General features: G+C 55.2%; 12 protein-coding genes. 11 read left to right on the top strand and 1 reads right to left on the bottom strand.

Annotated elements, in window-relative coordinates; all coding sequences use genetic code 11:
- The first annotated feature begins 194 nt into the window (after nt 1-194).
- The gene (locus tag Q8W22_RS09210; protein WP_303433296.1) at nt 195-1,124 is read left to right on the top strand and encodes a catechol 2,3-dioxygenase; all 930 of its coding nucleotides are present in this window, start codon (nt 195-197) and stop codon (nt 1,122-1,124) included.
- A 115-nt stretch (nt 1,125-1,239) separates the two neighbouring features.
- Here Q8W22_RS09210 and Q8W22_RS09205 read toward each other — a convergent pair whose 3' ends face one another.
- Nucleotides 1,240-1,818, bottom strand: coding sequence for an antibiotic biosynthesis monooxygenase (locus tag Q8W22_RS09205; protein WP_303433297.1), 579 nt, complete (start codon nt 1,816-1,818; stop codon nt 1,240-1,242).
- Nucleotides 1,819-1,926: 108 nt separating this feature from the next.
- Here Q8W22_RS09205 and Q8W22_RS09200 point away from each other — a divergent pair, with 108 nt between their 5' ends.
- The 10 genes from Q8W22_RS09200 (at nt 1,927) to Q8W22_RS09155 (ending at nt 13,718) form a co-directional block, all read left to right on the top strand.
- The gene (locus Q8W22_RS09200) at nt 1,927-2,829 is read left to right on the top strand and encodes a LysR family transcriptional regulator (protein ID WP_303433298.1); all 903 of its coding nucleotides are present in this window, start codon (nt 1,927-1,929) and stop codon (nt 2,827-2,829) included.
- A 434-nt stretch (nt 2,830-3,263) separates the two neighbouring features.
- Nucleotides 3,264-4,724: a 2-hydroxymuconic semialdehyde dehydrogenase gene (locus Q8W22_RS09195; protein WP_303433299.1), complete on the top strand. Its 1,461-nt coding sequence runs from the start codon at nt 3,264-3,266 to the stop codon at nt 4,722-4,724.
- A gap of 71 nt (nt 4,725-4,795) precedes the next feature.
- A complete protein-coding gene (locus tag Q8W22_RS09190) occupies nt 4,796-4,987 on the top strand; it encodes a 4-oxalocrotonate tautomerase (RefSeq protein ID WP_303433300.1) in 192 nt (63 codons plus the stop codon).
- Between the two features lie 227 nt (nt 4,988-5,214).
- The gene (locus Q8W22_RS09185; protein WP_305415140.1) at nt 5,215-5,388 is read left to right on the top strand and encodes a type II toxin-antitoxin system RelE/ParE family toxin; all 174 of its coding nucleotides are present in this window, start codon (nt 5,215-5,217) and stop codon (nt 5,386-5,388) included.
- Nucleotides 5,343-5,507 (top strand): type II toxin-antitoxin system RelE/ParE family toxin, encoded by a 165-nt coding sequence (locus tag Q8W22_RS09180; protein WP_305415105.1) that lies wholly within the window; start codon nt 5,343-5,345, stop codon nt 5,505-5,507. The genes Q8W22_RS09185 and Q8W22_RS09180 overlap by 46 nt, the downstream gene beginning before the upstream one ends.
- Nucleotides 5,508-5,723: 216 nt before the next feature.
- Nucleotides 5,724-7,226, top strand: a complete 1,503-nt coding sequence (locus Q8W22_RS09175) for a TolC family protein (RefSeq protein WP_305452152.1) — start codon at nt 5,724-5,726, stop codon at nt 7,224-7,226.
- Nucleotide 7,227: 1 nt separating this feature from the next.
- A complete protein-coding gene (locus Q8W22_RS09170; RefSeq protein WP_305452151.1) occupies nt 7,228-8,529 on the top strand; it encodes an efflux RND transporter periplasmic adaptor subunit in 1,302 nt (433 codons plus the stop codon).
- Nucleotides 8,522-11,692, top strand: a complete 3,171-nt coding sequence (locus tag Q8W22_RS09165; RefSeq protein ID WP_305452150.1) for an efflux RND transporter permease subunit — start codon at nt 8,522-8,524, stop codon at nt 11,690-11,692. Before Q8W22_RS09170 ends, Q8W22_RS09165 begins: the two co-directional genes overlap by 8 nt.
- Entirely contained in the window at nt 11,686-12,378 is a 693-nt protein-coding gene (locus Q8W22_RS09160; protein ID WP_303433304.1) for a response regulator transcription factor, read from the top strand. Before Q8W22_RS09165 ends, Q8W22_RS09160 begins: the two co-directional genes overlap by 7 nt.
- Nucleotides 12,378-13,718 carry a HAMP domain-containing sensor histidine kinase gene (locus Q8W22_RS09155; RefSeq protein ID WP_303433305.1) on the top strand — a complete coding sequence of 447 codons (1,341 nt, stop codon included), beginning with the start codon at nt 12,378-12,380 and terminating at the stop codon, nt 13,716-13,718. The genes Q8W22_RS09160 and Q8W22_RS09155 overlap by 1 nt, the downstream gene beginning before the upstream one ends.
- The last annotated feature ends 73 nt before the right edge of the window (nt 13,719-13,791 follow it).

Here is a 13,791-nt window from a genome sequence, read left to right as displayed (position 1 = left end):
TTGATGCGCTGGCATGGCCATTGCTCTTACCTGTTATGTGATGAGATAACAGTCAGGTCGGTTATGTGTTTGTTCTTCATATCCACCAACCGGATGAACAGGCTTAACACATTTCTTGCTGGTGCCACCAAATTCAATACCGGTGGAATCCGCTGTTTGATCGAAAACAAATAACAATAAAACAGGAAATAGCTATGAAATACGGTGTAATGCGTCCTGGACATGTCCAGATTCGGGTTCTCGATATGGCAGATGCCCTGAAGCACTATTGTGACTTGATGGGATTGATTGAAACCGGCCGTGATGATCAGGGACGTGTTTATCTGAAAGCCTGGTCAGAAGTAGACAAGTATTCAGTGGTGCTGCGGGAAGCAGACGAAGCGGGGATGGATTTTTTTGGTTTCAAGGTAGTGTCCGAAGCAATGCTTGATCTGCTGCGCGGACGACTGGTCGAGTATGGCGTGGAAGTTGAAGATATTGCCGCTGACGACCTGCAAGACTGTGGCCGCAGGGTACGTTTTGTGGTGCCAACCGGTCATTCCTTCGAATTGTTTGCTACCAAGGAACAAACCGGCAAATGGGGCATTTCCAATATCAACCCGGAAGCCTGGCCTCGTGGTCTGAGTGGTATGGGCGTGGTGCGGTTTGACCATTGCCTGCTGTATGGCCCGGATGTTCCAGCCACGGCAAAACTGTTCGAGGAAGTGCTGGGCTTTGGTATGGCTGAGCAGGTCGTGGCACCGGATGAAGACAAAACCCTGATCGCTGCGTTTCTGAGCTGTGGCATGAAGGCGCATGATATAGCCTTTATTGAAAACCCCGAGCCAGGCCAGTTCCATCACTCGTCTTATTATCTGGAAACCTGGGAAGACGTGCTGCGTGCTGCGGACCTGATCTCCATGACCGATACCCCGATCGATATTGGCCCAACCCGCCACGGGCTGACTAACGGTCGTACGATCTATTTCTTTGACCCTTCCGGCAATCGCACCGAAGTGTTTGCCAACGGTAACTACCACTATCCGGACCACGAGCCGGTTACCTGGACTGCGGATCAACTGGGCAAGGCGATTTTCTATCATGATCGTGTTCTGAACGAACGCTTCTTGACCGTTACTACCTGATCAGCAGTAAAACGTGGCACCACACGCTGTTGTGGTGTTACGTCTGTTTTGTTGATCGGTACCAGGGAAACAAGGCGATATCCTGACAGTGCATCAGCCAGTGTGTCAGCGTCGGTTATGGCCGACGTTTGGGGAATAACCAGAATCCGAACCAGCGTGTCATCCGGGGCATGGCCACATAAGACATCAGGACCATGACCACCGCCGTCACCAGCAGGGTGCGGAATATCAGCGGGATCTGGGCGAGGGGTTCACCAAACAGAAAGAACACCAGCGTGACAATCGGATACAGAGCCATCCAGCTGACAATCGTCATCTTGTATTTGGCCGGTGGTGTCTGTGGATTGGCGGCAGGTTGCCCTGGCAAATCAAACCAGTTGGCGATGCCGTAGGTGATCTCCCGCTGGGTCGGAGATGACAGCAGAGCCTCAATCGAGCCGAGTAGTTGCGCCCGTTGGGTGGATGCTTCCCAGACATTCAGTGCAGCATGGGAGGTAAAGCGGAAGATGATCCGGTACTCTGGGTCGTCGCTACTGGCTGGTCGGAACAGGTTGGTACCGAGATAGCCTTCGAAGCGTGAAGCGGCGAGGGTCATATCGGCGCTGAGTTGTTCGAACTCGGATTCCTTGCCGGGAATAACACGGCGGGAAATAACAACCGTAACCGGGCTGTCTGTATCGCTATGGGGTTCCATAACTACTCCAATAATAAGAATATTAAAATGCTAGCGCGAATAGAAAACGAGGTCAGGTGTTGTTTTTTATTATGCTCGGGAATTCAGAATGTCATATATGGGTGCTCAATGAATTATCAGGATTTGTATTTCTTTGTGAAGGTGGTCGATAAAGGCAGTATCGTGGCCGCGTCGCGTTATTTGAATGTTCCTACCTCCACTCTGAGTCGTCGTATCCAGTCGTTTGAAGCCGAACTGGGTTACAAACTGATCCATCGCAGCGCCAAAACCTTTGGTCTGACAGAATCCGGCCAGCGTTTTTATCAGAGTGTTGTGGATACCGTACAAGACCTGGAAACCCGACTGGAAAACGTTAATAGCGAACTGTCCTCGATGTCGGGTGATATCAAAATCACCGCACCAGTCAGTCTCGGACATTATTACGTCAAACAGTGGGTATTCGATTTTATGAAAGAAAACCCCCGTATTACCGTGGAAATGTTCCTCAGTAACGAGAATGTCGACCTGGTTAAAAACAGCATTGATATCGCCTTCCGCATGGGTAATGTGACACTGAACGAATGGGTATCTCGGTCGCTGTTCCGTTCCAGCAACCTGATCTGCGCAACGCCCGCCTTTATGGCGCAATTCGACAGCCCGCAACGGCCACAGGCATTGTCACGAATGCCACTGGTAGCGCTCAAGCGTAACCCGGTCTGGCGCTTCTTTAATGCCGCTGGTGAAGCCGAAACCTTTGTCCCGAAACCCACCCTGCGTACCGATGAAATCCAGTTTGCCCTGGATGCGGTGCTGGAAGGCGTCGGAGCGGCCTGTTTGCCTTGTTATATCGCCCGCGAAGGGTTGGAAAATGGCGACCTGATCCAGTTATTGCCAGACTGGCGCATGGAAGACCGCGAAGTGAATATCGTCTTTCCTCATCGTCAGAACATGCCGGTCAAAACCCGCGCCTTTATTGATTTTATTATCGCCAAGGCAGCCCAGCATGCCGTCAATCTACGCCCTGCAGGGTAATCCCCCGGGGCGAAGGTAATTGTGGTCGGCTATAAAGCCAATGTTGTTGCCCAAATCGTAATCCCCCGGGGCGAAGGTAATTGTGTTATCCCTCGCCGACCGGCTCCCTGGCCGGTGCTGCTGGTTTTCATGGGTTCTCATGGCTGGTTCTGGTTCTCATGGCTGGGAGAGCGCCGGTCAGAGAGGTGATTGAAGGAAAGGAAAGAGAAGGAAAGGGCCTGCAGGCCGGGCTAACAGCATGCTGCCATCCGCACTGAATCCCGTAATCGGGATGATCAACTCTCGAAAATATCGGTTTTAACCCCATGGGCCAGCCATATACTGAAGCTATGGAAATCCACGGCTGGCACAGCAACCCAATAACAATAAACCGTGATTCTGAACGGCGTAATGACGCTGCTTGCTGCGCAAATACATGATCAAACAGGTGATATATGAAAGAGTTTCGACACTTTATTAATGGTGAATATGTTGCATCTCTGAGCAACCGGACATTTGAAAATCGTAATCCGGTTGATAACAGCCTGATTGGCCTGGTGCACGAAGCCGGAAAAGAAGAAGTAGACGCCGCCGTTAAAGCGGCCAAAAAAGCACTCAAGGGGCCATGGGGCAAATACACCCAGGCACAACGTATCGAGCTGCTGAACAAGGTAGCCGATCGCATCAACGAACGCTTTGATGAATTCCTGCAAGCCGAATGTCTGGATACCGGCAAGCCCCACAGCATTGCCAGCCATATCGACATTCCGCGAGGAGCCGCCAACTTCAAGGCCTTCTCCGAAACCCTGGCCAACCATCCGACCGAAAATTTTCATCTGGATACCCCCGATGGCAAAGGCGCCATCAATATGGGCCACCGCACCCCCAAGGGCGTGATTGCCGTTATCTCCCCCTGGAACCTGCCCCTGTTGCTGATGACCTGGAAAGTAGGCCCGGCACTGGCGTGCGGTAATACCGTGGTGGTCAAACCATCAGAAGAAACCCCGGCCACCACCACCTTGCTGGGTGAAGTCATGAACGAATGTGGCGTTCCTGCCGGTGTCTTTAACGTGGTTCATGGCCTGGGGCCAAACTCCGCGGGTGAATTCCTCACCACCCATCCGCTGGTTGATGCCATTACCTTTACCGGCGAAACCCGCACCGGCGAAATCATTATGAAAGCCGCCGCCTGTGGCCTGCGTAATATCTCGCTGGAATGTGGCGGCAAAAATGCCGGTATCGTTTTTGCCGATTGTGATATCGAAAAAGCCGTCGAAGGCACCATGCGTTCCGCCTTCGTCAACTGCGGTCAGGTGTGCCTGGGCACCGAACGGGTGTACGTCGAACGGTCAGTGTATGACCAGTTCCTGACCCGTATGAAAGAAGAAGTCGCCAAACTCAAGCTGGGTCGCCCGGAAGACAAGCAAGCCAACTTCGGCCCGCTGGTTAGCCTGGAACATCGCGACAAGGTTGCTTACTACTACAACCTGGCCAAGGAAGAAGGCGCGACCGTAGAAATTGGTGGCGGTATCCCGGATATGGGCGCAGCAATGAACGACGGTGCCTGGATTGAACCGACCATCTGGACTGGCTTGCCAGACGATGCCCGAGTGGTACGTGAAGAAATTTTTGGCCCTTGCTGTCATATCCGCCCCTTCGATACCGAAGAAGAAGTGATCGAACTGGCTAACGATACCGTATACGGCCTGGCCGCCGCGATCTGGACTGAAAATACCTCGCAAGCCATCCGGGTAGCAGAACAGATGGAAGCCGGTATCGTCTGGGTCAACTCCTGGTTCCTGCGTGACTTGCGTACCGCCTTTGGTGGTGCCAAACAGTCAGGTATTGGTCGGGAAGGCGGCGTTCACGGTCTGGAGTTTTATACCGAACTGAAAAACATCTGCATCAAACTGTAAAACCCAAAACGGCACCAACAAGACAACGTACTTGTTGATGCCGACAATACCGCCACAACGAAGGAATCATTATGCCGATTATTCAAGTCAGTATTATCGAAGGTCGCCCGGATGAGATGAAAGAACAGTTGATTGTTGAACTGACCGAAGCGGCGGTTCGGGCGTTGGATGCACCGCGAGAGAGTGTGCGGGTATTGATTAGCGAAATGCCCAAACAGCATTTTGGTATTGGCGGTGTCTCGGTAAAAAAACTGGGACGCTGACGTTCACTGGTTGCTCGGCGATCAACCACTTGCTTGCCCGCATACTATGCGGGCTTTTTTATGGGCTATTACAACCTGCAGCGGCCATATACGGCGAATGGTGGTATCAGCTCTCTCGCAGCAGAAGAAAAACTTAACACCGTGTCCGGGATTAGTAGACCACTACAGTTCGCGAGGGCAATACTGTTTCTCTAGCTGATGCGAAGAAAACCCTGGGCATTAACTAAATGGAACTGCGCGTCGCACAGTCTGCTCTTGAGGATTTGCAAGCTATTCAAGAACACTACATCGAAGAGAGCGTGCCGCATATCGGTGATGGGTATGTGACCGCCATTCTGGAGCAAGCTGAAATGCTGTGCGACACCCTGATGCTGGCCGGATTGTCCCCGAGTTTGGTTTGAACCATATTCGAGAGTTAATCCATTCGCCATTTCGAGTTGTCTACCTGAGACAAGAAACCGACGTTGTGCTCATTCGAGTTTGGAGAAGTGAGAGACAACTTGAGCTACCAGAGAGCTGATATAACAAGCGGCTGTTGTCGGACACGCCTACGCTGCGCCCCAAATGTAGTAGTTCAATAACCCCGGACACTTGATAAGGCGACTCTCACCTCCACAGCTTACCTCCAGTCCGCCGCTGATTGAATCGCGCTGGATTTGCTCTTAACCTTCTCTTAACCCCACCTTAACCTTGGCTGCTCTAGCATGGCCGACCAGATTCCCGCGGAGTATCTTTTATGCCTTTTCCGGCATTCCCGTTGCCCCTGATTCCACGAACAGCCCGGCTGCTACCTGTCATGTTACTGGCGGGGTGTGCCAGTTTGTCTGGCGAGCAGCAAGCGGTACAGCAAACCTTGATGGATGAACAGGCCAGCGTTCAGCAGTGGCAAGCCACTCCCGTGACTTCTGTGGCAGGGGAGGAAGCGGTCGAGTCCAACAGTCTGCTGGCGCTATTGCCAGACGAGCAGTTAACCCAACTGGTCAAACAAAGCCTGGCCGCCAATCCCGGATTGCAGCAAACCTGGCTGACGTTGCAGGTTTTGCGTAGCAGCCAGCTTGGTGTGGAAGCCAATCAATTACCGGAAGCCGATCTGTCCTTGTCTGGCAGTCGTAGCGAAGACGATGGCAACAGCTTTACCACTGAGCTATCGGTCAGCTGGGAGCTGGATTTATGGGCCAGGCTTGCCGATAGCAGCTCGGCGGCGGCGGCGGATGTGGCCGAGCAGCTGGCGTTATACCAGTCGGCCCGAGACACACAGGTGGCGGAGGTGATGTCGTCCTGGTTGCAACTGATCCAGCTGAACAACGCCATTCAGGTGCAGGCGTTATTGCTGGATTCGCTGCGCAAAAATGAAGACGCCATTATCCAGCGTTATCGTCGGGGGGTGGGCGATCTGGATGACCTCGACAGTGCCCGTTCCTCATTGGCCAGTGCCGAGTCGACCCAGGCGGATAACTACTACCAGTTAGCGGCGGCCAAACGCAGTCTGCGCACCTTGCTGGGACGTGTAACGGATACCGCCGAGGATGACGCGGAAGTACCGATTCCGGCAGATTATCCTGCGGTGTTATTGCCTTTGGTGGAGCTGCCGGAGCAGACGCTGGCGCGTCGGCCGGATTTGCAGGCTGCCTGGCAGGCGCTGCAAGCCGCCGATTTGCGTACCCAGGTTGCCTATAAGGATATGTTGCCTTCCCTGAGCATTTCTGCGGCTCTGTCGGATACCGCGACGTCGCCGTCCTCTTCTTTGTTGACAGATCCGGTCTGGAGTTTGCTGGGACAGCTTACCGCGCCTTTGTTTCGGGGTGGGGAGTTAAAAGCGGCGGCTCGTACTGCTGAATTGAATGCTGCGGTGGCGGCCCAGTCCTACCGTGAAACGCTACTGACAGCGGTCGTAGAGGTCGAGAATGCTCTCGATCAGGAGGCTACCCTGGCGCGGCAGCAAGAGGCGATTCAACGTGCGTTAGAGAGCGCCCGCGCCAATGAAACACGTTACGTGCGGCGCTATCGTTCCGGCCTGGTGGATATGCTCGATCTGTTATCGGTACAACAGTCCCGTTACAGCCTGGAAGACACTCTGAATACATTGACTTATCAACGCTTGAGCAACCGCATTACGCTGGGTTTGGCACTGGGATTACCGGGTACCGTAACCCTGGAGAACCTCACCGCATCACCTGCCCAAGCGGTATCCGAATCCTTACCTGCATCTTCATCTGACTTATCTGCGGAGACCCTCTGATATGAGCGCTAACCCGTCCATTTCGACTCACACTGGCTGGCGCAAACTGATCTGGCTCGGCCTTGCTGTCGTCTTTTTAGCTGCTGTTGTGGCCTGGAACCAATACCAGATGGCGCAGCAAAATAGCCGCCCAATGCCCGGGCAGGCTGCCGGGAAAGGGGGTGCTCCGGCAGCTGGCGGCCAGCAAGGCGGGGCGGCTGGTCGGCCTGCTGAAGAAGCCGTGGTGGCCGCGTCTGTTCGAGTGGTGGAGGTGACTGCCGCTGCGTATCAGGCGGAGTTATCGGGTTATGGATCTGCCGAGGCACATTTTCAGTTAAGCCTGACTGCCCGGGTCGCCGGTAATATTGAGCGTATAACGGATCTGTTCGACAGCGGCCGCCGGGTCGCCCAGGGGGCGGTGCTGGCGACTCTGGAAAACAGCAGCTATCAGGCTGAGGTGGCGGAAGCAGAACAGGACGTTGCCGATGCCCGGCTGGCGTTGCTGGAAGAGCAGCGCGAAGTCGAGCAGGCACTGGATGAATGGCAAGCTGCTGGCCTGTCTGGTGAACCGGACTCACCCTTGTTGCTGCGTGAGCCACAACTGGCCGCCGCGGAAGCTGCGTTAAAAAATGCCGAGGCGGCATTACGCTCAGCGCGCAAACAACTGTCCTGGACTCGAATCACAGCCCCGTTTGATGCCCTGGTTGTTGAGCGTCTGGTCAGCCCGGGAGAATACGTCAGTGCCGGTGGTGATATTGCGACCTTGTACAGTACCGACCGGGTTGAGGTGTCGGTGGCCTTGTCGGAACAGGAATGGGCCATGCTGCCTGGTATAGAGACGTTGCTGGATGGTCAATGGCCGGTAACGCTGACGTCGGTGGAGTCCGATGGGCAGTGGCAAGGGGTGGTGCTGCGGGCCGAGCAGCATATGGACGAAGAGACGCGTCAGCGCGCCTTGATTGTGGCGGTAGAAAAGCCTCTGGATCAACAACCGATGTTACAACCCGGATTGTTTGTGAAGGTCTCGCTACTGGGTAAATCGGTTGATCAGTTATGGAAATTACCGGCTTCGGCCTTGAGCCAGCGTGGCGAAATCTGGCTGGTGAATGACCGCGATCTGTTGGAAAAATACGTCGCGGATACCCTGTTCAGCGATGCCAACTTTATTTATACCTCTGTGCCGGAAGGGTTGAGTGGAACGCATAAGGTGGTGGTGCAACCCCTGTCGAGTTATGTCGAAAAAAGCCTGGTCAAGCCGGTTGTGTTGACGCTGGGCAAGACCGGAATTGTCGACGCCCAGACCGAGGAAACAACGTATGAGTAACCTCAGCAAGCCATCGTCAGGAGGGATTATCGGCTGGTTTGCCTGTAATCCGGTGGCGGCCAACTTGTTGCTGGGGTTGGTGATTATTCTCGGGGTGTTGCAGGTCACTGAGCTGCGCAAGGAGGCGTTCCCCAGTCTGGAACCGAATGAAGTCACTGTGTCCGTGAGCTACAGCAGTGGTTCGGCGGTACAGTCTGAGGAAGGGGTTGCGATCAAGATCGAAGAAGCGCTGGAAGGCGTGATCGGTATCGATAGCGTTACCTCAACGTCCACCGGCAGCAGCGTCAGCGTGACCGTTGAGCGTAAATCGGATTACGACCTGGATACCCTGTTGCGGGATGTGCGGGCCGAAGTCGACAGTATTTCGACTTTTCCGGCCGATGCCAAAAATCCGGTGATTGCCAAGGCGCAGCGGGAAGAACATGCGCTCTGGCTGCAATTTTATGGGGATGTGGATCGCCACACCTTGCAGCAACTGGGTACCGAACTGAAATCCGATTTGTTGGCGCGTACTGAGATCAGCAGTGTGTCGAAGTCGGGTTGGCGTGATCCGCAAATGGTGATCGAAATCGATGAGGGGCGCTTGCAAGCCTATGGCTTGAGCTTGTCGGATGTGGAAGATGCGGTCAATTCCGGCTCGGCCACCAGCATGACCGCCGTATTAAAAAGCAAGAACCTGTATTTGCAATTACAAGCCTCGGAGCAGGCTTACGATGTTACCGATTTTGAGCAATTGCCGCTGATCAGCCTCGACAGTGGTCGTCAGCTGTTATTGGGCGATGTGGCTCGGGTACGGGATACCTATGATGAAGACACGGTGGTGTTATCGCGCTTTCAGGGGCAGAACAGTATTGCCTTGCAGGTGATTACGACGGGGCAGGATGATATTTCCGACTCGGTGATCGCCGCCCGTGCGGTGGTGGAAGAGTGGCAGCAAAGTGGCCGCATTCCAGACTCGGTGCAGTTGGAAACCTGGTATGACCGCAGTGAATCGATCAACAGCCGGTTGGCCTTGCTGGTCAAAAACGCCGTGACTGGTGTGTTGATGGTGTTTGTACTGCTGGCGCTGTTTTTGAACGTCAGTGTTGCCTTTTGGGTTGCCATGGGGCTGCCGTTTATTTTCTTCGGCACCATGTACTTTATGGGTGATGGCTGGGCCGGGATGTCGCTGAATTCGTTTACCACCTTCGGTTTTATCATGGCACTGGGGATCGTGGTCGATGATGCGGTGGTGGTGGGAGAAAGTGTCTATACCGAGCGAAGTCGGCACGGCGATACCATGAAAAATACCATCGCCGGTACCATGCGAGTGGCTATTCCGACCATGTTCGGGGTATTTACCACGGTGGCGGCATTTTATTCGTTATCCCATATCGAAGGTCGCCTGGGGCAGGTCTACAGCCAGTTTGCCGGCGTCGTCACCATCTGTCTGTTGCTGTCGCTGGTGGAGTCGAAGCTGATCTTGCCAGCGCATTTGGCGCATCTGAATACCCACAAACGGCCACGCCGTCATCTGTTGGCTCGCGCCTGGGGCCGGGTTCAGCACGGCTGTGACTCCGGGTTGCAGTGGTTTAGCGAGCGCCTGTATCGCCCATTGATTGATACCGCGCTGGCGCAGCGTTATGCCGTACTGGTGGTATTTGCGGCCTTGTTTGTGCTGGTGGTGGGGATGCCGTTTACCGGAGCGGTGCGGGTCAGCTTTTTCCCGGATGTGGAAGGCGATACCGTGCGGGCCTCGCTGTCGATGGAGCAGGATGCCAGCTACGGCCTGACCCACAGCCATTTGCTGACGCTGGAGCAGCAGGCTTATGAGATTGACCAGCGGCTGGGGGGCGGCGGGATTGCCAATCTGCAAGTGATGTCCAGTGCTGACCAGTCCGGCTCCCTGACGATTGAACTGGCTGCCGATGCGCCGTACCGGATCACCGAGTTTACTCGTCAATGGAAGGCCTTGGCCGGGATGCCGGAAGGGGTCAAAACCCTGCGTATCCAGAGCCGTCGCGAGTCGATATCCGCATTGCGGGTGGAATTGCGCGCCAGTGCCGATGATGTGCTGGAAGGGGCCGGTGTTGCGTTTCGTACCAGTCTGGCGGCGATTCCCGGTGTCAGTGGCGTCGAAGACAATCTGGACCCGACCCAGCCACAAGTCAGCCTGTCGCTGAATGCCCAGGGTGAGGCTCTGGGCCTGACCACTTCGATGCTGGCGCAGCAGATACTGCAGGCTTTCAGTGGCCAGGTGGTGCAACGTTACCAGCGTGGCAGTGATGAAATTGAAGTGACGGTACGTTATCCGTTGACGGATCGTCAGAATCCAGCCGATGTACTGAGTGCCCGGGTACGGACGGACGATGGCACCGTGGTACCGCTGGCGGCTGTGGCGACCATTAGCTATGGCTATTCCCGCGATACCATTACGCGTATTGATGGCAAGCGGGCGGTCTACCTGACCGCTGATGTCGACAAGGATATTCTGTCGGCGACGGAGCTGGTCAGCTTGCTGAAGCGTGATGTTGCCCCACAGCTGGAAAAACAGTATCCGGGGCTGGATATACATTTTGCCGGTGAGGCAGAAGAGCAGGCCACCACCCAGTCGAGCATGACGGCGCTGTTTATTGTGGCCATGCTGGTGATTTACATTTTGCTGGCCGTGCCGCTGCAGTCGTATTTTCAGCCGCTGATTATTATGGTGGCGATTCCATTTGGCATTATGGGAGCGATTCTGGGGCACTGGATGACCGGCCTGTCGCTCACCATTCAGTCGTTTTTTGGCATTATCGCCCTGAGTGGGGTTGTGGTGAATGACAGCCTGTTGCTGGTGTCCCGCTTTAATGAGCTGAAGCCGGATGCGGCGCATTTCAACAGCGCGATCAGTCTGGCCTGCCGGGATCGTTTGCGGGCGGTATTGCTCACCTCGGTGACGACCTTTGCGGGTCTGGCGCCGTTGCTGGGGGAAACCGACCGTCAGGCGCAGTTCCTGATTCCGGCGGCGGTGTCGTTGGGTTACGGTATTTTGTTTGCTACCGTGATTACGCTGATTCTGATTCCAGCCTTGTTGGCGGTGCAGCATGATGTGATTGATCTGCTGGCGGCCCTGCGGCAACGGCTCGGATGGCAGTCTGACGATAAGGATGCTGCCCCTGCCACAGGAGACAAGCCGTGCTGAGCGTGTTACTGGTCGAGGATGATCTCGACCTGGCGGCCACTCTGGTTGATTACCTGTTGCTGGAAGATATCCAGTGCGATCACGCCAGCAATGGTGTGGCCGGGCTGACGCTGATGGCAGACAATGAGTATCGCGTGTTGCTGCTGGATCTGAACCTGCCCCGGCTGGATGGCATCAGTATTTGCCAGCGATTACGGCAGTTGGGCAACGATACGCCGATCCTGATGTTGACGGCCCGTGACCAGCTCACTGATAAGCGGGATGGCTTTCAGGCTGGCACCGACGACTATCTGGTCAAGCCGTTTGAAATGAGCGAGCTGGTGATGCGGGTAAAGGCATTGGCTCGCCGTCGTAGTGGCCAGGTGATGCGGCTGGATTGTGGTGATTTGGTGATGGATCTGAGCAGTCGTGTGGTGACACGGGGAGAACGCGAAATTCATCTGTCGCCCACTGGCTGGATCTTGCTGGAAACCCTGCTGCGGGCCTCCCCTGCGGTGGTCAGCCGGCGTCAACTGGCACAAGCGGTCTGGGGCGACGAAGCCCCGGACAGCAACAGTCTTAAAGTACATCTGTTTAATCTGCGCAAGTCTGTGGATGGGCAGGCCGACGTGAACCTGATGCATACCCTGGCGGGGCAGGGGATTGCGCTGCGCGTGCCGGATGTCAGTAACGAGCCATCGTCCTGATGCGTATCAGTCTGAAGTGGTTGTTGATTCTGGCCTTCCTTCTATTGGGGTTACTGCTGACGGTGGGTTATTCGATGCTCAGTGTGCAGTATATGATCCGCGGCATGGATGTGGTGATGGTGCAGGATATGGAACACACGCTAAAGAAACTGACCTCTGCTACCCATCCTCCTGATGCTGGCGAATACGCCGATTTTTATATTGCGCCGGACTGGGCACAACAGCCCGCGGTGATACAGCGGGTATTTGAACAGGCACCCAAGACGGCGGGTGTACTGTACAAGCGCCGTATTGCCGAACAGGGTGACGAGCACCCCAATATGCACTTTGTGATGCGTTATCGGCTGGGCCGGGAAAATGACGGGCGGGACTGGTACATCAGCCGAACCCTGGAACACTCCACCCGGTCGGAACTGGTCAGCACCCAGATTGACAGCAGCCGTCGACGGCTGCATTGGATTTTGGCATCAACCCTGGTGCTGATCGTGACGATCGCAGTGTTATTGTTCCGTTTTTTATCGCGTCCGGCAGGGCGTTTGCTGGACTGGACACGAGAGCTGGATGCCAGCGAGCTGGCACAACCGGTGCCGGATTTTGGTTATTCGGAGCTGAATGAACTGGCCAGCCTGATGCATGGCAGTTTGACCAGCGTGCAGCAGACGCTGAATCGCGAACAGGCGTTTTTACGCCATGCCAGCCATGAATTACGCACACCGATTGCCGTGGTGCGTAATAACACCGAGCTGTTGCGACGACTGACGGAACGCCACACGCCGCTGGACGACACGCGGGTGCTGGCCACGGTGGCGCGGCTGGAACGGGCGGGTATCACCATGGCCCAGTTGACCGAAACCCTGTTGTGGCTGAGCCGGGATGATATCGCCAGTTTGCCGGTGCGACAGATTGCGCCTAGCGACCTGTTGCTGCAACTGGTGGATGAGCTGACCTTTTTGCTGAACAACAAAACGATCGAACTGGTGGTGGAAACCGATACCGACTGGCAGACCCGTCTGCCGGAAACTCCGCTGCGGATTGTGCTGGGGAATATTATTCGCAATGCCTTCCAGCACACCTGGGAAGGCCGCGTGGAAATTTATCAGCAAGGCAGCCGGATTGTGGTGAATAACTACGACAGCACAATGCCGGGCGAAAATACCTTGCTCGCCAGCCAGAATGCCGCTGACAGCGGTCAATATGACCAGGGCTTCGGGCTGGGATTGCAGCTGACCCGGCAATTGACGAAGCGATTGAACTGGGACTATCACAACCATGCCGAAGCGGATGGTCATCGGGTTATTCTGGATATTGGCGCCGGCGATGGACCGTCACAGCCCAGCTGACCGGCCATGTGCCTGAGTGGCTAATTTGCGAGCAGGCCTCGACCGGGCCTGCTTCTCTGGCATAATCAGCCGA

Origin of the sequence: Oceanobacter sp. 1_MG-2023 (assembly GCF_030689025.1) — a bacterium.
Classification (GTDB): domain Bacteria; phylum Pseudomonadota; class Gammaproteobacteria; order Pseudomonadales; family Oceanobacteraceae; genus Oceanobacter.
Note: the sequence above shows the minus strand (reverse complement) of the source record. Positions and strands in the feature narration are given on the sequence as shown.

Coding starts and splice junctions, on each gene's coding strand:
- Q8W22_RS09165 (WP_305452150.1), top strand. CDS start 8,522: ATGAGTAACCTCAGCAAGCCATCGTCAGGAGGGATTATCGGCTGGTTT.
- Q8W22_RS09200 (WP_303433298.1), top strand. CDS start 1,927: ATGAATTATCAGGATTTGTATTTCTTTGTGAAGGTGGTCGATAAAGGC.
- Q8W22_RS09185 (WP_305415140.1), top strand. CDS start 5,215: ATGGAACTGCGCGTCGCACAGTCTGCTCTTGAGGATTTGCAAGCTATT.
- Q8W22_RS09190 (WP_303433300.1), top strand. CDS start 4,796: ATGCCGATTATTCAAGTCAGTATTATCGAAGGTCGCCCGGATGAGATG.
- Q8W22_RS09205 (WP_303433297.1), bottom strand. CDS start 1,818: ATGGAACCCCATAGCGATACAGACAGCCCGGTTACGGTTGTTATTTCC.
- Q8W22_RS09210 (WP_303433296.1), top strand. CDS start 195: ATGAAATACGGTGTAATGCGTCCTGGACATGTCCAGATTCGGGTTCTC.
- Q8W22_RS09155 (WP_303433305.1), top strand. CDS start 12,378: ATGCGTATCAGTCTGAAGTGGTTGTTGATTCTGGCCTTCCTTCTATTG.
- Q8W22_RS09195 (WP_303433299.1), top strand. CDS start 3,264: ATGAAAGAGTTTCGACACTTTATTAATGGTGAATATGTTGCATCTCTG.
- Q8W22_RS09170 (WP_305452151.1), top strand. CDS start 7,228: ATGAGCGCTAACCCGTCCATTTCGACTCACACTGGCTGGCGCAAACTG.
- Q8W22_RS09175 (WP_305452152.1), top strand. CDS start 5,724: ATGCCTTTTCCGGCATTCCCGTTGCCCCTGATTCCACGAACAGCCCGG.